Source organism: Candidatus Uabimicrobium helgolandensis (assembly GCF_041508025.1).
Classification (GTDB): domain Bacteria; phylum Planctomycetota; class Uabimicrobiia; order Uabimicrobiales; family Uabimicrobiaceae; genus Uabimicrobium; species Uabimicrobium helgolandensis.
In genome coordinates this window covers 3,562,942-3,581,358 of sequence record NZ_CP165719.1, presented here as the reverse complement: position 1 = coordinate 3,581,358, position 18,417 = coordinate 3,562,942, and the positions used below count along the sequence as shown (strand labels likewise).

Annotated in this window: 17 protein-coding genes and 1 tRNA gene; 4 read left to right on the top strand and 14 right to left on the bottom strand. The window is 35.5% G+C overall.

Features of this window, described 5'->3' with window-relative positions:
• Nucleotides 1-270 precede the first annotated feature (270 nt).
• The 4 genes from rpmF (at nucleotide 271) to UABHE_RS13115 (ending at nucleotide 3,566) form a co-directional block, all read left to right on the top strand.
• Nucleotides 271-534 carry a 50S ribosomal protein L32 gene (rpmF, locus tag UABHE_RS13130; RefSeq protein WP_372370797.1) on the top strand — a complete coding sequence of 88 codons (264 nt, stop codon included), beginning with the start codon at nucleotides 271-273 and terminating at the stop codon, nucleotides 532-534.
• Nucleotides 480-815, top strand: a complete 336-nt coding sequence (locus UABHE_RS13125; protein WP_372370796.1) for an acyl carrier protein — start codon at nucleotides 480-482, stop codon at nucleotides 813-815. Before rpmF ends, UABHE_RS13125 begins: the two co-directional genes overlap by 55 nt.
• A gap of 8 nt (nucleotides 816-823) precedes the next feature.
• Nucleotides 824-2,071 carry a beta-ketoacyl-ACP synthase II gene (gene fabF, locus UABHE_RS13120; protein ID WP_372370795.1) on the top strand — a complete coding sequence of 416 codons (1,248 nt, stop codon included), beginning with the start codon at nucleotides 824-826 and terminating at the stop codon, nucleotides 2,069-2,071.
• A 127-nt stretch (nucleotides 2,072-2,198) separates the two neighbouring features.
• Nucleotides 2,199-3,566: a protein kinase gene (locus UABHE_RS13115; protein WP_372370794.1), complete on the top strand. Its 1,368-nt coding sequence runs from the start codon at nucleotides 2,199-2,201 to the stop codon at nucleotides 3,564-3,566.
• A 34-nt stretch (nucleotides 3,567-3,600) separates the two neighbouring features.
• Here the strand turns inward: UABHE_RS13115 and UABHE_RS13110 are convergent, their stop codons facing one another.
• The 14 genes from UABHE_RS13110 to UABHE_RS13045 form a co-directional block, all read right to left on the bottom strand.
• A complete protein-coding gene (locus UABHE_RS13110) occupies nucleotides 3,601-4,395 on the bottom strand; it encodes a metallophosphoesterase (RefSeq protein WP_372370793.1) in 795 nt (264 codons plus the stop codon).
• Nucleotides 4,396-4,598: 203 nt separating this feature from the next.
• On the bottom strand, nucleotides 4,599-7,040 hold the full coding sequence (locus tag UABHE_RS13105; protein ID WP_372370792.1) for a hypothetical protein: 2,442 nt from the start codon (nucleotides 7,038-7,040) through the stop codon (nucleotides 4,599-4,601).
• Between the two features lie 11 nt (nucleotides 7,041-7,051).
• Entirely contained in the window at nucleotides 7,052-8,287 is a 1,236-nt protein-coding gene (locus tag UABHE_RS13100) for a metallophosphoesterase (RefSeq protein ID WP_372370791.1), read from the bottom strand.
• Nucleotides 8,288-8,289: 2 nt separating this feature from the next.
• Nucleotides 8,290-8,859, bottom strand: a complete 570-nt coding sequence (gene hpt, locus UABHE_RS13095) for a hypoxanthine phosphoribosyltransferase (RefSeq protein WP_372370790.1) — start codon at nucleotides 8,857-8,859, stop codon at nucleotides 8,290-8,292.
• A gap of 62 nt (nucleotides 8,860-8,921) precedes the next feature.
• Nucleotides 8,922-9,746, bottom strand: coding sequence for a UDP-3-O-acyl-N-acetylglucosamine deacetylase (lpxC, locus tag UABHE_RS13090; protein WP_372370789.1), 825 nt, complete (start codon nucleotides 9,744-9,746; stop codon nucleotides 8,922-8,924).
• A gap of 11 nt (nucleotides 9,747-9,757) precedes the next feature.
• Nucleotides 9,758-12,073: an outer membrane protein assembly factor BamA gene (gene bamA, locus UABHE_RS13085; protein ID WP_372370788.1), complete on the bottom strand. Its 2,316-nt coding sequence runs from the start codon at nucleotides 12,071-12,073 to the stop codon at nucleotides 9,758-9,760.
• Nucleotides 12,074-12,335: 262 nt separating this feature from the next.
• Nucleotides 12,336-13,664 (bottom strand): replicative DNA helicase, encoded by a 1,329-nt coding sequence (gene dnaB / locus UABHE_RS13080; RefSeq protein ID WP_372370787.1) that lies wholly within the window; start codon nucleotides 13,662-13,664, stop codon nucleotides 12,336-12,338.
• A complete protein-coding gene (rplI, locus tag UABHE_RS13075) occupies nucleotides 13,657-14,133 on the bottom strand; it encodes a 50S ribosomal protein L9 (RefSeq protein ID WP_372370786.1) in 477 nt (158 codons plus the stop codon). Before rplI ends, dnaB begins: the two co-directional genes overlap by 8 nt.
• A 479-nt stretch (nucleotides 14,134-14,612) precedes the next feature.
• Nucleotides 14,613-15,020, bottom strand: coding sequence for a single-stranded DNA-binding protein (locus tag UABHE_RS13070; RefSeq protein WP_372370785.1), 408 nt, complete (start codon nucleotides 15,018-15,020; stop codon nucleotides 14,613-14,615).
• A 141-nt stretch (nucleotides 15,021-15,161) separates the two neighbouring features.
• Entirely contained in the window at nucleotides 15,162-15,572 is a 411-nt protein-coding gene (gene rpsF / locus UABHE_RS13065; protein ID WP_372370784.1) for a 30S ribosomal protein S6, read from the bottom strand.
• A 37-nt stretch (nucleotides 15,573-15,609) separates the two neighbouring features.
• A complete protein-coding gene (pth, locus tag UABHE_RS13060) occupies nucleotides 15,610-16,188 on the bottom strand; it encodes an aminoacyl-tRNA hydrolase (protein ID WP_372370783.1) in 579 nt (192 codons plus the stop codon).
• Nucleotides 16,189-16,194: 6 nt separating this feature from the next.
• A complete protein-coding gene (locus UABHE_RS13055) occupies nucleotides 16,195-16,776 on the bottom strand; it encodes a 50S ribosomal protein L25 (protein ID WP_372370782.1) in 582 nt (193 codons plus the stop codon).
• A gap of 17 nt (nucleotides 16,777-16,793) precedes the next feature.
• Nucleotides 16,794-17,750, bottom strand: a complete 957-nt coding sequence (locus UABHE_RS13050) for a ribose-phosphate diphosphokinase (protein WP_372370781.1) — start codon at nucleotides 17,748-17,750, stop codon at nucleotides 16,794-16,796.
• 181 nt (nucleotides 17,751-17,931) lie between these two features.
• Nucleotides 17,932-18,006 (bottom strand) — tRNA-Gln (locus tag UABHE_RS13045).
• Nucleotides 18,007-18,417 lie beyond the last annotated feature (411 nt).

The following is an 18,417-nucleotide window of genomic DNA, read 5'->3' as shown; positions in this document are numbered from 1 at the left end:
TCAAATATCTACACTTTTATAGAAACACCTTTTGCGTTATTTATACACCCGTATTGCAAATACAAATAATCAGCAAACACTATTTAAATATTTACAATACGGGCGGCACAAGGTTATCCCTACAAATCACTTAGCTCAAGTTTATCTTATTTGAATACCTCTATTATTGTTTGTAAAGAACTATAAAAATAAAACCTCATTATTCCGATTAAGTAGATATTTTTATCAGACCACCTTAGATTGCCTAAAAAAAAGTTGACAAACTATTCGATGCTTGCTATATTCCATAACTTGTTATTGACTAGAAAATTATTAACTTTGAACATTATTTGCGAAAGATATAAAATGGCAGTTCCAAAAAGAAGACAATCAAAATCTCGTTCGAGAAAAAGACGTTCTCATGATGCGCTCACAGCACCAGTATATACATCATGTACAAATTGTGGTTCATTAAGTCGACCACATTCTGTGTGTTCTGCATGTGGAACATACAAGGGTGTACAAATTCTGAAAGTGAAAGAAAAGAAGAAGTAGGTTATTCTGAGCTACCATTTAGAAAGGCAAATAAGAGCGTGACACGAGACGAAATACAAAAAAAAATCATTCATATTGTAGCTGAAATTGCTAGCTTTCCTGAGGAAAAGATCCAGGGAAGTTCTTCTCTTATCGAAGATATCCACGCTGATTCTTTGATGACATATGAAATCGCACAGGAAATAGAAGCCACATTTGAAATAGAAATTGATGAAGAAGACTTAGAAAAAATCAAAACTATTGATGATGCTACAAATCATATAGAAAAAAGAATTAAGTAATATAGCGTATGACAAACAAAAAAAGAGTTGTAATTACAGGTATAGGTTCTGTGAATTCGCTAGGTAACAGTGTCCCTGAGTTCTGGGAACATTTGTTACAAGGAAAAAGCGGTGTTGACACTATTTCTAAATTTGACTGTTCGCAACATAGATGTAAGATTGCAGCAGAAGTAAAAAATTTCGATCCTTCATTAGTAATTGAGCCGCGAGATATTCGCAGATTAGACCTGTTTACTCAATACGCTTTGTATGCAACCCATGAAGCAGTACAAGACTCAAAAATCAATTTTGCAGAAGAAAACCCTTCGCGAATCAGTGTAAACTTGGGGTCTGGCATGGGAGGAATGACGCAAGTAGAAAAACAAGTTCAACTTGCTAGAGACAAAGGATTTCGTAGAGTAGCTCCTTACGCAATTCCTTCTGCTATGCTAAGTGCCGCAAGTTCTGAAATTTCAATTAAATATGGTTTAAAAGGGATGAACTTTGCAGCATCTGCAGCTTGTGCTTCGTCATCTTATGCGATTGGGTTGTCAGCAAGAATGATTCAGTATGGAGAATCTGATATTGTTGTGTCTGGGGGTACAGAGGCAGTAGTGACTCCTACAACAATAGCAGGTTTTGCATCGGCAAGAGCCTTATCAAAAAGAAATAATGAACCACAAAAAGCATCGCGACCTTTTGATAGTGAGCGCGACGGCTTCGTTATGGGAGAAGGCGCTGGAATAATTATTCTTGAAGAGTTAGAGCACGCCAAAAAGCGAAATGCTAAAATATATGCAGAGCTTGTTGGTGTTGGTTGGGGAGCTGATGCGTACCATATAACCGCACCAGATCAAAAAGGCAAAGGTGCAGAATATGTTATGCTTCAAGCTATCAATGATGCAAACATAAAAAAAGAGCAAATTTCTTACATTAATGCTCATGGCACAAGTACAAAACAAAATGACTTTATTGAGACCATGGCAATCAAAAGTGTGTTTGGTGACTATGCCTATAATATCCCGGTGTCATCAACAAAATCAATGATAGGCCACCTCATTGGTGCTGCTGGCGGTATAGAGTGTATGGTTTGTGCTCTTAGTATTTTTCATAGCAAAATTCACGGAACAGCTAACTACGAAACTCCAGATCCTGAATGCGACCTTGATTATGTTCCTAATGAATCAAGAGATTTAGAAGTACTCTATGCTATGTCCAACTCTTTTGCGTTTGGAGGCTCAAACGTATCACTTGTTTTAGGCAAACTAAACGACTAGTTATGTTGAATAGAAAACAATACTATTCTCTATCATAAATTTAGGTAAAATTTTAAACTTGTTATTCCAAATAGAACACTGAATAAAGGAAAACAAACTCATATCTTGAGATTTGTAACATAAAATTATGAACCTGGAACTTCGTATAACTAAAGGACAAAGAACTGGTTACCTAAAACAAATCACTAAGCCAGAGAGAGTGCTAATAGGTAGAGATGCTAGCTGCGATCTTTCAATTCCCGATGATCCACTACTTTCCAGACAACATTGCCTTATAGAAATCACAAACTCAGGTATAAAAGCTATTGATTTAAAAAGCCGAAATGGTACTTTCGTCAGTGGGCAGAGAATAGGAGAAAAAATTCTTGGTCTACACGATGAAATTCGCGTGGGGAGCCATGTTTTTCAAATAGTACCTCAACAAAATTTATCTCCTGGAATTGTTGGGAAGTGTGGTCAATGTGCCTGTAATATTCTTGACAGAGATGTAAAAGAAAGAAGAGCTTTCCGACACGGTGATCAAATATATTGCCAACAGTGTTTAGAACGAGGAATTCCAGCAAAGAACCAAAGGCGAGCTCACCAAGCGACAATTACCGAAGAGATGTCGTCGAGACCTCCAATGGGAGGTGGAAATCCACCAGCTCCAAATGTGCAAAAGGTTTCGCTACCTCCTGGTATTCCAACCCAAATAGGGCCTTTTCAAGTGCTTGATGTTCTTGGGGAAGGTGGTATGGGTTTTGTATTCAAAGCGAGACATACTTATCTTGAAAATGTCGTTGCAATCAAGGTTATTAAAGAAGAGTTTACATCAGAAGAAAAAATTGTAAAACGCTTTCTTCAAGAGGCTAAGCTTGGTATATCTTTGGACCATCCAAACATTTTACGTATTCATGACGCTGGCGAAGCCAATGGAAATTTTTATATATCGATGGAGTGTTTTGATGGCGAAGATGTGAACAAAATTATCAAAAAACACGGACCGCTTGTTCCGCCAATACTTATAAAATTGGCTGTTCAAATGGCTAGTGGATTAGGACATGCACATCAAAAAGGCATTATTCATCGCGATGTAAAACCATCGAATATATTGGTTGATCGTAAAGGTGTAGTGAAAATAGCAGACTTTGGATTGGCAAAAGTTCGCGAAAAAGCCGGGCAACTTACTGCATCGGGACAAATGCTTGGAACAATACAGTATATTTCGCCAGAACAATTAGAAGATGCGAAAAGCGTAAATGCGCAAACTGATATATTTTCGCTTGGTGGTACACTATATTATACTCTTACAGGTTATCCTCCTTTTGGAGAAGACCCACCTGGTAAAGTGATTGAAAATATTTTGCGTAATGATCCTCCTCCTCTTCGTGGAGCAGTTGCAAATATTTCAGCAGAGCTTGAAAATATCATAATGAAAGCTCTAGCTAAAAAGAGTAAAGATCGTTTTCAAACAATGGAAGAAATGCGCGATGCTCTTTTAGCAATTAAAACGTAGAAAGCTCCTTCGGGAGCTTTTAAAACAATACTAATTAGATATCAAATATTCTCTGTACGCATGGTTTACAGTATTCCGCACCACCAACATAAACACGAAGATTTTCACATACCTGAATATCAGCTTTATTATGAGTATGACCACATAAAACGGTAAGTTTTTGTTTACTGTGTTTCCTCATTACTTCCTTTAACATATCACCCATTTGCTTGCATGAAAAAAAAGGCAACCAATTATCATCTGCTATAACCTCCCCATATAAACTTGCCTCTTTAAACGGAGGAACGTGAGTTAGCATCCAAACGTGCTCATAAGTTTGTAGAGCTTTATTTAAAACCTTTTCAGTATGAATAGTAGCTTTAGAAACGATGTCTTGCATTTTTTGTAAAATATTCTCTTTACTTAAACCTACAAAATCGCGAATGGCAAAAAAATCGTTAAGTACAATTTCTGATTGATAATAATTTCCGTAGCGTCCATCTCCCCAAGAATCATGACCTATTAAGACGTTGTTATCATTAAGATGTATTCCTGAAGAAGTGGAAAGGTATGTAAGATTTGGATTGGTTGTGATTGTTGCCATATCTCCATAGACATCAATCATTTTTTGGCCATAGAAATCATGGTTGCCAAGTACAAAGTAAATAGGCTTTTGAAATGAATTAGCTAGAGAAATTAAATGTGGCGAAAGGTGGGGGCCATGAGAAATATCCCCAGTAATCCAAATCATATCAAAATCATACTGTTTAGTTTCGACAATAAATTTCTGCAATAAGTCATCTTCTAGGAATTCAAGGTGTATATCTGTTAGCCACAATGCTTTTAACATAATTTTAACTCCCGTTCTAGATTCGCAGTCACTAATTTTTTAGCATAATGTTTTAATTAGGGTGTGTCATCATTCAAAATATTGTGTGTTTTTTCGAGCGCGGGCTCGCAAACGGGCTCGGGCTCAATACTACTGGCGTATCATTAAATGAATCCGTTATATTTTTATCTGTATTGAATGATGACACGCCCTAATGAAAGTCCTTATTTAGCCTCAATTACAAAAATACGGAATTCATTATGTTTTAGATTCATGCATATCCACTTATTATGATTAATGTCAAGATTTTTGGATTGTTTTGTTTGGATGATTTCAGGTATTTTATCGAACGTTCTTATTATTTCAGTTGTTTGTGGTACCAAAATTTCTGAGGCAATTTCATATGAAGGCATACTTTGAATTGCAGCATTAACAGTAACAGGAGTAGAAGGAGTGTTGTCGTCAATGTATTCATTGCATACTACCAAATAACCTTGTTGTGGGTGATTTTCATTTAGAACACTCCAAGCACTAACTGCGTTGTTTGACTCTGGTGTTGCTGTGTCGCAAAAAATTAATTCTGCTTTTCCATAGCGTAAAATTTTGTCATTTAGTGAATGTCTATATAATGCAGAAAAGGCATTAAAAAATCGATAATTTTGCGAACGATTAAGTGGTCCGGTATTGAGAAAAATTTGTGCAAATTCTTTATTTGGTGTGAAAGTATCGTTTCCGTCGAGATACACAGTTGATCTTTGCGCAAATATTCCTCCAGGTAAAAATATACATTTTACCCATTTTAACAAGGCCCGCTCTTCATTAAATTCACTTAACGCTCTGACAATGTCAGGATGACTACGATCATGATTGTCGAATATATGTGTTAGTGTAAAACTCTGTTGTTGCTGTTTTGCATTAAACTCCTCTAGGCGCTTGTTGGTTTCTTCAATAATTATTTTCGCATTGTGGCGATATTCTCCGACAATATCCAAAGAAATTGCTGTCCCAATAGCGTTTTTAGCATATGCTTCGTACAAATGAGGATTGTTGTCATCTCCCCATCCCATGTATTCAGCTAGAAATGCAAAAGTGGGTTGTTGCTTTCGTAATTTTTTAGCTAGTTCAGCAAAAACAATCAATGGAGCTCTATAACTAATAGGATTTCCTTGTTCGTTGATTGACACAGGGTAGTCAACACTGTGATCTACGTGATCTAAACGAAAGCCGTTAGGTTGAAAACGATCGTATATTTTTTCGCAGTAAGTTATGTACTTTTTAATGACATGATAATTTAAGTTACACGCTTGCTCATGTTTATGTGGAATAGCAAAATGCCATGGAGCGATTATGTCCATATCTCCCGCAAATGCACTCACTAGGTTCCCTTGGTAGTTATAATGGTCACTAACAGGGTAGTTTTCTGTAGACATATGGCGAAAAATAGGATAGCCACTACTATTCCAACAACCTCCACTAATAGGCCACAAGCCAGAAGCAATAAATATTTCAATGAGATTTCTATGTTCATCGTCATCTAAATCTTTTTCATCGTGAATAAGACCTACGTTCTCATAAATTAAGTGCTGTACTTTTTGTAAGATTTCGCATTGTACGGAATCAATAAACTGCTGAGTGCAAAAGTGTGCTCTTTCTTTATCAAGATAAAAATCAATTTTTGCAAGTTGAGCGTACAATTGACAAAAATTTTCATGAGTAATTTCTTCACTAAAAGAAAAATTTTCTGCTAGCTCGTTTATATCAATATTTTGAATATCTTGGAGTAAATCTTCTTGTAATTTTGCACAACGAACGCCCTTATCGCCACCATCAACAAATTTATATTTAGCTAAAATTTGTTTTCGCCTTTTGTTGTATTCTACTCGTAAAGCGTTGAGAACTTGTTTTTCAATACCTTCTTCTTTTTCGAATAAAGGTAGCCCATGAAGGTTTCTGACAATCATAGGAGCAAAACCTTGTAACCCCATTCTCTCAGTAATTTCATGGATTTTTTGTTCTAAATGGCTTATTAAATGTTTTAGGTCATTCCATAGAAAGCATTCGGGATGAGCAAAGATAGTTTTGCTAAATCGCCCTACTTGAGGCAGTAAATCGATGACAATAGGATGGCCAATACTTTGACTTAAACGTATAAAAAAAGATAGTTGTTTTTCTCCATCCCATCCTAAATTTTGGCGAAGATCTTCGTCCTCTATATCAATTTCTGTAGAAATAGGGCAATAGACAGATGAAAAAGCCATATCTCTTCTATATGGAGGTAGCAAATAAAAAGTTGTTGCTGGTAATTGTAATTGGGTATTTCCCTTAGGAGTGGTGATTATTTTTATTAGATAGTTGCGAAAAAAGCCTCTATCGCTATCGCGAAATCCCGACATACAAAGAGTTTCTATTTTGTGCTGTTCTTGGTGTAACCAAGAGCTTGTCTCATAACCTAAATCTTCGATAGGATGATTGTATTTTTTTTCAAGTAGGGTATCTAAAGCGATAAATATATCTTGGTTTGATAACTCTTTTTGTGCAATTTCAAATGCAAGAGGTATGTAACCGTATGTTTGTACTGCTGCGCGTATTTGACAATTCTTAATGTCATTGGGAAATTTTTTGCAATAATGTGACTTTAAATTTTTGTATAGTTTGGTATTTTTCATAAAAAATTCCGTTAGCGAAGATTATGTATACATGCCTGTAATTGTTCTATTGAATTTATTTTATTGGGCTGACACAACAGATAAGTACCTAAATTATGACAACTGTCGATAATAACTTGTTGAGAGTTTGCAACTGAAAACCCTTTGCGACAAAATTCATGTCCAATTACCGAAAACTCACTTTCGCACTTTTGTAAGAATGTTTTAACCGTTTCTTCCGAATGATCACGGCCTGAAACCAAAAAGTCGATAGTTTTTTTGGGTTTTAGAGTTGATATTTTTTTTAATCGTTCAAAGTCGAAATTTTTCATGTCATGAGAACTAGGATTGGAGTGTGTTAGTATCATTGAGTCGCATTTGATTGCAGCAGCCATCCAAGTGATGATTTCCTTGTACTTTTTGATGATTTCATTAGCAGGACCACCAAAAATAAGTTCTATACCACGGAAAAAATAATCGTCTAGTTTTCGTTTACTTCTCATAGATGATCGATTTAGAAAAAAGTTGAGGTCATGATTACCAAGTATGATGTGAACTTGATTTGGAAAAGTAACGAGGAGTTCAAGAATGTCAATTACTTCTAAAAATGAAACGTCGCGATAGTCAACGAGAAAGCTTCGAGAATGAATAATTTCTTGGAAAATTAAATGGCGATTTCCATGTTTTTGCAATTTAGCTTTTGATTTTATAATTTCGAAATTATTGCGATTTCCGTGTAGGTCACCAGTAATGAAAAGTTCTGCATCTTCTGGCAATTCAAATAGAAATCCTTGACGATAAATACTGTCTTGCAGAATAACAAGAGCTGCATTGAGAATCTCTAAAACTTGGTTTTTATCTCTGCGTGGTTGGGGTTCTATTGTTTCTAAAATGATTTTTAGGTCGGAATTTTTAGTTGGTTTTATTTCTTTTAAAATTTCAATTATTGAAAAATAATGGGCAGGAAATTGCATCAAAAGTTCTTTTGCTTTTTTGTACTCTCCTGAACAAAGAGCGGTTTGTACAAGGCTTGTTACTGCTGGCACAATCCATTGTCTTGTGTTTTCAAAATTAGTGGCAATGGTTAAAGCCGTTTGATGGGCTCCTACTTTTAAATTCTTACGGTATACATGAATCCACACATCGCGAAGAGAAAGAATATTTGCAATATGCTTATCGTACAAGGTTTTTGCTTTGTTATATTCTTTTTCTTCTAGTAGTTTTCTAAATTTAGATGAAATTTTTTTAGTAAAAACGCTTTTTAACATTCCTACTGGCCTTTTTCAAGAGCCAAAGCTTCTCGGTCTAAGTTTTCACCATCTTCAACAATAGCACCTAAAAATGGTAAGTCGCGATAAAGGCCACCGTAATCTAAACCGTAACCAATTACAAATAAAGTCGGTATAGAGAAACCTACGTAGTCTACTTTCAAATCATGTTTTAGAGCATCTTTTTTTAATAGCAAGCTACATATCTTAATAGATTTAGGGTTCATCTTTGTAAAATGTTGATTCAAAAAATGAACGGTATTTCCAGTATCAACAATATCTTCCACAATTAAAATGTTTTTACCTTCTACTTTTTTCGAATCTATATCGAGAACCATCTTCACATTCCCTGACGAAACTTTGGCATCTCCATAAGACGAAACTTTTAGAAACTCGCAATGCATAGGTAAATCTATTGCTCTTGCTAAATCGGCAGAAAAAATAAACGCTCCATTTAATACGGTGATAATTGTCAATTCTTCGTCTTTGTAGTCTTCACTTATCTGGTCTGCTAGTTCTTGAACTCTTTCTTCTAACTCGTCACTGGAGAGAACTTCTTCTATATTTGACATTGTACATCGTCCTTTTCACTAAAAATCTCAAACATTCTCACTTGATTGTGTTTTCTTATGCTCTACTTATGCTCTGCACCTCTAATTTTTTCTACTAGCATTGCGTTTAAGTTATGTCCAGAACGATGGGCCTCAAGTTTTCCCTGTAGTCGTGCGCCGAGTAGAAAAAAGTCACCAATAATGTCAAGTATTTTATGACGAGTAAATTCATCAGGAAAACGCAGTTCGTTGTCAATAATACTACCATTATCGTCTATAACTAAAGTATTTTTAACCGTGGCTCCTTTTCCCAAACCAAACTTTTGAAGGGCCTCCACTTCCTTTTTTAGAACAAATGTTCTTGCAGGTGCAATTTCTTTTAAAAAACTGTCTTTAGTGACTACTAGTGAGAATACTTGTTTTGGAAAGAAGTCTAGATCATGGTCTAAGGTATATTTTATTTCGAATTTTTCACTTGGAGTAACTTTAATATAGGCTTTATCTCTATCTGCTTGTAATTCAGAACTAACTTTGACTGTTTTACTACCACTTTGTTCCTCAATACCAGCGCCAAGTAAAGCTTTGCAGAATGGTAATGCACTTCCGTCAGCACCTGGGAGTTCTGCTCCACTAATTTCAACAAGCAAATTTTCAATACCTAAACCATAGCAAGCAGCAAGAAAGTGTTCAGGAGTTTGAATTTCAACACCGTTATTCATAAGAGCTGTGCGCCTTTGCCTATAATCTATGTAATCTATGCTCGCTGGTATTTTGGGTTGAGACTCGATATCCGTGCGTACAAATACTACTCCATGCCCTACTTGAGCAGGATGTATGTTGAGCTGAACGTGCTCTCCTGTGTGTAACCCAACACCTTCAAAATGTGCTGTTTTAGATATAGTTGCCATATTTATTCCCGTTAAAAAGGCTTGCCAAATGAAAAGCTAAAGATTTGCTTGTCATCTGTATCTTCTGATAATATTGGAAAACCAAAGTCTAAAGCAAAAGGACGTGGTCCTAAAGCTGGAACTTTGATTCGAAAACCAATTCCTACAGATAATCTAAATTCATCAAATATAACGTCGACATCCTCAATTTCAGGAGCTACACTACCGAAATCAGAAAATAGTACCATGCGAAACGTATTTTGAAATACAGGAATAGAGTACTCTACTGTATTTACAAATAATAATTCTCCTCCAAGAGGATCTTCTAAACCTACGGGATCGATAGGACCTACTGTACGAAATTCAAAACCTCTAATTGAACTCGCGCCTCCAGCGAAAAAGCGCTCAAAAATAGGTACACGATCAGAATCTAAGTGAGCAAGTGCAAAGCCGATTCTGCTTCCAAGGCTGAGGATATGTTTAAAGCCATCATCGTTTGTGTAGAGAGTTTGGAACCACGCAAGGCGAAAATTCACTTTAGAGAAGTCGTGATCTCCACCAAGCAAGGTGCCTGCAAGTTCGTATGATACTCCAAAAATATAACCGCGTGCAGGAAGTATAAAATCGTCGCGCGTGTCTATAGTAAAATCGAGAATGATACTAGACAGAATATTATCTCCTTCAACATCAACAACATCTTGAGGAGCATCATTATCTACATCATTAATATTTACACTTTCAAAACGATAGCTCGCGCTTATTTTGGTATCTATATCGAGATTACGACCAAAGGTAAGTTTTGCTCCTAGGCGCTCTTCATCAAATGATTCTCTTTGTCTTTCATTTGAAAACAAGTTGACACCAAAGATTAAATTATATCCAAGAAGTCGTGGCTCTGTAAAGTTAACGTTGAAGCGTAAAATTTCTCCTCCAGCTTGAAGATTTACAGAAAGAGTTTGGCCTGCTCCTGTAAAGCTGACACCGCTAAAAAACTCATCAAAACTACGCGGCCATTTAGTAATATCAAAATTACGCTTAGTGACAGATACTTCTCCCACCACACCCACATCAGAGGTAAGCCCAGCAGCAAAACGCAAGTTACCTGTGCGTCCTTCTTCTACATGAATAGCAATGTCTTTCCAATTTGCATCCTCAGTATTTGCTAAGTCCATTTTTAGCGATTCGAAAAAGTTGAGGCGACGTAATTTTTGCTGACTAACTTCAATTTTACCTAGAGAAAATCGTTCTCCAGGGTGAATAATAATATTATCGCGAATTACACGATCTTTAGTCAGTGTGTTTCCAGAAACACTTATTCTTTGTACATAAACTTCTTGGCCTTCAGTAACGTCGTATGTAATATCTACAACTCGAGCGTTTAGTTTCGGAAGAGTAAATCGCGGTCGAGCTTTCGCATTCATAAAACCATTTTCGCCGTAGATACGTTCAATACGTGATTTATCTTGAAACATATCTGCTTGTTTAAAAGGAGTGTCTTTTTTGAGTTTTAATCGTGCAAAAATCTCATCTTCACTGAAAAGCGTATTTCCCACAAGATTCACAGAGTTTACTTTATATAAAGTTCCTTCGGTGATACTAATATTAATACGCATTCCTTCTCTTGTGTCTGAAAATATTACGTCTCGTAGTTCTACACGTGCATCAAGGTAACCCTCTGAGCGGTAAAAATTACGTATCAATATTAAATCTTCATTTAAAGTAGCTTCATCATAAATGACAGAAGTAATAGCACCTGTTTCTTGGGTCTTGAGTAGCTTGATTATCTGTCCTTTTCCGTAGTTTTTATTTCCAAAAAAATTAATTTCTGAAATATAAACAGCGGGACCTTCATCTATACGAAATTCAACATCTACCCAACCATTACGAGGTATGACTTTGGTTTCAATTTTAACAAAGAGAAAACTTTCTTTATGATAAAATTCTTTTAACTTGATCTTATCTATAGATAAAGTGTATGGCGCTAAATAGCGTTCATTGTCGATTTCTATTGTTTCAAAAATTTGCTCTTTTGTGATATTGACATTACCAACAATTCTAACCCTACCAAGCAGTTGATTTTCAATTACAAGGAAAGTAACCTTTAGTCCATCAGTTACTTGATCTAATTGCACATCTATATTTGAAAATAGTTTGAGTTTGTGTAGTTTTAATATGTCATTGCGTAATGATTGTGGCGAATAGTTTTTTCCTGGTTGTGTTTCTAATTTAGCCTTTATAAAATCTTCACCAACAGTAAGTAATCCCTTTACTTCTACTTCGCTTACCTTATTGTTCTGCGCAATTAAAAATGTCGAAAATATCAATGTGAATAAAAGTAGACGAGTCATATGAACCCTCTTTAATGAAAATTTTATGGCAAAGAAGCGACCAGTAGTTTGTTGGTCTCTTAGCTTCATTTATCAACCACTATTTTATGACAAATATCGATGTTAAACGTTTTGATACAAAATATTTATAGGATTATGATTATAATTTATTTTGATAGGAAAGTAAACTGATTCCTTTAGGCAATTATCAAAAGAAAGAGTTTGCAAAAAATAACATCGAGCCGTTTTGTATAAAAGGAAGGTAAGGCAGAGAAATGTTTAACTATGTAGGTTTTTGATAACTAATTCCCATAAACTTCATATACTCTTTAATAAATCTCAGTTTTACACTTCCTGTTGGACCAGTTCGGTTTTTCGCTACAATTACTTCCGAAATACCTGGTTCTGTTGTTTCTTTGTTGTAATATTCGTCTCGATATAAAAAGAGTATACTGTCAGCATCTTGCTCTAGTGCACCAGATTCACGAAGATCGGACATTCTTGGACGATGATCATCTCTAGCGTCTACAGCGCGATTTAGCTGAGAAAGTGCTATTATTGGTACATCTAATTCGCGAGCAACTTCTTTTAATTTTCGCGAAATAAAAGATATCTCTTGCTGACGATTTTCTTTTTTGTCTTTTGGACCTTCAAGAAGTTGTAGATAATCAATAATAATTAATTTAATGTCTTTTTTGTTTTTAAATCGACGAGCTTTTGCTTGAATTTCTCGAATCGAGATAGCAGGAGTATCATCTATATAAATAGGAGCTTGAGCAAATACACTTGCATCTGTTGTTAGAATTTTATATTCTTTTTCGTCAACTCCATAACTAAGTTTATGAGGACTAATACGCGCACGTGCACAAACCATATTTCGTGCCAATTGATCTTTTGACATCTCAACACTGAAAATGAGTACACCTTCGCTTTGACGAACTCCTACGTTATCTGCAATATTAAGTGCAAAACTTGTTTTTCCCATACTTGGACGAGCCGCGAGAATATTTAAAGTAGAACCTTTTAAACCTGAAAGTAAATTGTCTAAATCAGGAAAACCAGAAGACAAGCCGGGCTCATGATTGCTATTTTCAATATCAGCAAAAATATTTAGTAGTAAATTGTATATGTGCTCAGGTTCATTTACTGCTTTTTTTTGCGTAACTTCATAGATTAGTTGTTCTGCTCGATCAAGTAAATCATCTGTATCTACATTACCACTACGTGTCAACGTGCCTATCTCATCAGCAGCAGCCATTAACTGTCGTAAAATAGACTTATCGCGTACAACATGTGCGTAATGTTCTACATTTCCTGCAGAAGGTACACCTTCTACAAGTGAGAATAAATATTCACTTCCACCTATTTGATCAAGTAAACCCCTAGATCTCAATTCTTCTTGAAGAACTATTACATCTAGGGGTTTATTGTTATCATATAAATGAATCATTACTTCGAATATAACTTGATTGGCTGGTACTAAAAAACAGCTTTTATTGAGAAGTTGAATTATCTCTCCTGCAATTTCTTCTTCAATGAGCATAGAGCCAAGTACGCCAAATTCGGCAGCAACACTATGAGGTGAATTTGGATCGTTTATCGTTTTACTCACCAGATTCCTGTTCTTTAACTACCCATACTTTACTTTTTGCAACAATATCTTCGTGTAGAGTAATTTCAATAGGAAAAATACCTAAAGATTTTATAGGGTATGCATCGGGATCTTCTAACTTTAATGTATCTGCTTTAACACAGTTAAAACCTTGTTTTTGGTATTCGGCAGCAATCATGTCATATGTCACAGAGCCAAATAATGTATCATCTTCATTGGCTTTAACTTCAATATTACATGCAGCTTTTTCTAAACCTTTTGATACTTCCACTAGTTGTTCTTTTTCAAGTGCTTCTTGTTGTAATATACGTTTTTTGGCTATTTCAACAAGTCGTATATTTTCAGTTGTAGCAATAGCACCTAGTCCTTGTGGAATCAAGTAATTTCTTGCATATCCAGGCTTAACTTTTACATAACTACCTGTTTTTCCCAATTTAGGGACATCTTTTTTCAGTAAAAGTTCTATCATGGTGATTATCTCCATACATCGTTATGATTTGTCTTTATTATAGGGTTTATCCCTATTCATATTTCCCATAATTCGGTGCTTTAAAACACTAGCCTTGTTACTTTTAAGCAACAATATTATGCACTTTTCAAAGTGCCTCGCTACTCTTAAAATAACTCGAATTTTTCAAAAATCTAAATAGGGACACGCCCTAGAACTTTCATTATTATTACGATTGAAAGTTCTTAGGGTTTAGAAAAAAAGCAATGTACCATTTTATTTAATTTTTTATTTATTAGCATCATTATTTTTAATAACATGCATCCAAAATGCCTAGCTGATAAATAAAATTTCTTCATAAAACTTGGTATCTTATTTTTTTTCAATTCCCTGTTTTGAGAGAATAGTGAGAATTGAGTAGGTTCCTCTTACAACATGAATGTTTTTAGAAGTTCCTTATGGAGGCGCTGAAGAAACTCTGTTAGGGGTTTGTAAAGTATTTATTCTGATTCATTACCACTAGATTCATTGTAACTTTGTGAATCGACTTTTCCGTCAAACTCCTTGTCTTTACTCTTTGAACGGCTCAGAAATTGTAAGGTGTCTGCAACTACTCTTAGCTTGCTACGTCTTTCGCCTGTACGAGTTTCCCATGTATCTAACTCTAATCTTCCTTCGATAAATACTGGGCTACCTTTTGTGAGATGCTCATGACAAATTTCTGCTTTACGTCTCCACACAGTAATTTCAACAAAACATGTGTCTCGTCTTTTCTCGCCACTACTTGTAGTGTAGTTGCGATTTACTGCCAAACCAAATTCAGCTACAGGGGTACCACTTGGAGTGTAACGTAAATCAGGTTTTCTTGTGAGATTTCCTATGAGAAAAACCTTGTTTAAACTAGCCATTATTACCTTCCTATAGGAGTTATGTTCTGTGACAATGTTTTCGCGCAAGATACCAAAATGATATTTTGTTTAATATTTACTTTGTTTAAGTTAGGAGCTATTAAAACATACATTCCCCTACCATAGCAAGTTTATTTGGAACTAAGCCTCAGCTCCCTCTTTTGCTCCCTCTTTTGCTTCCTCTTTCACTTCCTCTTTCGCTTCTTCTTTCACTTCTTCTTTCACTTCTTCTTGCGTTTCTTCCGTTTCTTGATCAATGGCTCGATCATGTTTTACAATCATATTGCGAAGCACAACTTCAGAGAGTTGTATATCTCGTTTTAAGGTAGCTATATGCTCTGCTGGCATTTGAAAATAGATTAAAAGGTACGTGCCTCTTTTACGTCCTTTTATTTCGTACGCCAGTCTTCTTTCACCCCACTTTTTAGCACTAACAATTTGACCTTCTCTACGCTCAATAAGTGCTACTACTTTACTTTTTAAACCATCCCAGTCTTGGTTGGCCAGTGTGGGGTCTAGCAAAAATAGTCCTTCATAGGTTCTAGATACCATACTATTTTCCTACTAATCGATAACTTGATTTATTGTATTATTCTTGACAAAGCCAGTGTTGGCACATTTCTTTGGCAGACATGATCGCGTTGTTAACGATTGGAACCTCTTCTTCAGAAAATCGAGATAGAACATAAGAAATAAGATCTTGGTCTTTATTTTTTCCTATCCCCATTTTCAGTCTAGTAAAGCATTCGGAATCAAGGTGTTTTATAATGGATTTTAATCCATTGTGTCCACCACTACTTCCTTTTAAACGCAAACGATTTTTACCTACAGGCAAACTTATATCATCTACAACAATAAGTAGCGACTGATTATCTAAATGAAAATAATCCAACATTTTTTTAGCTGCTTCCCCTGATAAATTTACATATGTCAGAGGTTTCACTAACAAAACATTTTTATTTTCAAATTGGTAAAATGCGATTAATGATTTAAATTTTTCTTGATTAAAAGAGATGTTCCAGTCTTTAGCCAAACTGTCAACTACTGCAAATCCTAGATTATGCCGTGTACCAGCATATTTTTTTCCTGGATTTCCAATACCAAGTATAATTCTATCTATACTCTGGATAGGTTGACAACTAAAAAATGAAAAAATTTTGTCAAACAATTAAAATTATTTCTCCTCTGTTTCTTCTGCTGCTTTTCCTTTAGACTTACGAGGAGGTCTAACAATTACAACCATAGTTTCAGGATGATTGCTTATTTTGTACTTCTCTGCTGCAGGTAGGTCTTTTATGCGAAATTGTTCCGACACATCAAGATCTGAAATATCAATAGCAATTGCACTTGGAACATTATCAGGCAAACAAGTTACTTGGAGTTTCTTTAGGCGTATATTTGTCATACCACCAAATTGCACACCTTTAGGAGTTCCTCTAAAAATAATCTCTACAGGAACAGTAACTTCTTTTTCAGCCGAAATTCTCAGAAAGTCTACATGAATAACTTCATCACCAAAAGAATCGTACTGTACCTTCTGTACAATTGCAGATTGATTTTTGTCGTCCATTTTGAGATCTAAGATACGATCTTTTTGCCGTTGATATATTACAAATTCTTCGTTAGAAAATTGAATATGTAATGATCCTTTTTTTTCTCCGTACAATACGCCCGGGATATCACCACTCTGACGTATTCTTTTACAAGCATTGCTTCCAATAAGGCTTCTTTGCTTTACAGAAAGGGGCACACTCACAACGATTTCCTTTCCAACTAACTTTTTCCAAAATATTGAAATAAGTAACTCACAGACTCGCTGTTGTTGATTCGCCTGATGCATTCTCCTAACATAGGAGCAAGCGAAATTACTTTCAAATTATCTAATTGCTTCGATCCTGTAATCGGAATGCTGTCGCTAACGACAATTTCTTCTACAGGTAGTGTTCTTAATTTTTCAGTCGCATCACCACATAAAACGGGGTGAGTAGCACATATGTATATTTTCTTTGCACCTTGTTTTTTTACAAATCGACATGCTTCAGCAATGGAGCCTCCGGTGCTTATCATGTCATCTACCAGCAAAGCGTTTTTTTGGTTGACATCTCCAATTATGTTTAGAGAGCTTACTTTTTCTGCAGACTCCCGCCTTTTGTCAACTATAGCTAAATCGCCGTTTAGGCGTTTTGCGTACGAGCGAGCTTGTTTTAGGCTTCCTACATCAGGACTCACAACAACAAGATCTGGTATTTTTAGGCTTTCAAAATACGGTACAAAAACGGAGCCCGCTAAGAGATGGTCTACAGGTATGTCAAAAAATCCTTGAATTTGAGCTGCGTGTAAATCCACAGTTAAAACTCTGTTAACACCTGAATTTACCAAAAGATTGGCAACTAGTTTTGCTGTTATTGGAACACGTCCCTCATCTTTACGATCTTTACGTGCATAACCATAGTAGGGAATCACCGCGGTGATTCTATCTGCGGATGCTCGGCGAAGGCAGTCTATTAGGATTAGTAATTCCATTAGATTTTCATTTGCAGGACAGCAAGTTGGCTGTACAATGAAAACATCAGCGCCTCTCACATCGCTTTCAACCTTCACATCAACCTCTTTGTCAGGAAAACGATCAATAAATACTTTCCCTTGTGAAATATTTAGGTATTCACAGATTTTGTTGGTTAGTTGAGGATGTGCTGTTCCTGAAAAAATTAGTAGGCGATCTCGTCTCATTTGAAAAGATTTGGTTGGTTTGCTAAATTGCGGATAAAATATCTATAATCTACCAAACTATCCTATATAAGGTGCAGTGTTTTATAAAAAATCACTCTATTAACGTATAGAATAGAGTACTTTGTCAACAAAAAAATCACTATAAAAAGAAAAAGAATCGGTTTGCGCCGATTCTTTTTTTTGGCTACCCCGTAAGGACTCGAACCTTAACTTACAGAACCAAAATCTGCAGTGCTACCAATTACACCACGGGGTAGTGATTTTTCGTCGTAATTATAAGGCGTTTTCAAACAATGTCAATACTTATTTGTCTTTTTTTTTAAAAAAAAATTAAGATCCAAAAGGCATTTTGCTTTATCTTTATGTATAACAGGTGGATACGTAATGATTTTTTATATACTAAATTTATTTGTTAAGGCATGTTGCCATTCATGAAATATAGATAAGACGAAAAAAAATAATATTTTAGGTACCTAGGAACCTCTCTGGATATACTACAATACCCTCTATCCTGTTAACAAAAGTATTCAGGTTGTTTATTTTAACTCTAATTAGGACCTGTCCTCATTCAATGAAGTAAGATAACACAAGAAGCTAGGTAAATAGCCCTTGATTCTCAACAATGGCAAGATGGAAAACTTTTGTTAACTCGTATTGTTTCTATGCT